This window comes from Paenibacillus sp. P4_E11 (genome assembly GCF_056401635.1).
The window spans coordinates 1-676 of sequence record NZ_JBFUIX010000661.1; the positions used below are offsets into that span (position 1 = coordinate 1).

The 676-nt window shown below is 41.0% G+C and carries 1 protein-coding gene; it reads left to right on the top strand.

The genetic code is table 11. The features are described from left to right. Nucleotides 1-676 (top strand): transposase (locus AC1DWB_RS36765; protein ID WP_477545973.1); only part of this gene is annotated, 676 nt, incomplete at both ends.

Consider the following 676-nt stretch of genomic DNA (forward strand, 5'->3'; position numbering starts at 1 on the left):
CAACACAACGGAAAATGGATTGGAAAAACAGAACTTCAAGCAGCATTGAAACATCGATTCCCCTTGCATTCACAGTCCATACAGGCGGTTAGCCATAAATATGTATTTGCCCGAGACAGCGCAAAACAGAGTAAAAGCAAAGGGTTGAATAACAAGTACCCCTACAAGAATAAAAAGGTTTTCAATACGAAATGGGTAGACAAATCGTTCAAGATAGAAGGYAATGTGATTGAACTGAGTTTAGGTATTCAAGACGGGAAACGACAACGACCGATCCAAATCACCGTACCTCACTTGCCTAATGCAGAAATCAAAGAAATTGAACTTGTGTTTGACCGGAAACTGATGGTAGCCATGAGCTATGAAGATGGGAAAACAGCAACGGAAAACCAAGGAAATCAAGTTGTTGGTGTTGATTTGGGTGAAATTCATTCCATCACAGCGACGACCACAGAAAACAAAGCTGTCATCATTACAGGAAGAAAAGTAAGGAGCATACACAGGCTTAGAAACAAGAAGGTAGCCGAGCTGCAAAAACTCATGAGCAAGTGCAAAAAAGGCAGTCGTCAATGGAAAAAGTACAAAAAAGCGAAAATGTACGTGCTAAGCAAAAGTGACCGCCAACTAAACGATACCATCCACAAAACAACAAGACAATTCGTACAGTGGTATACGG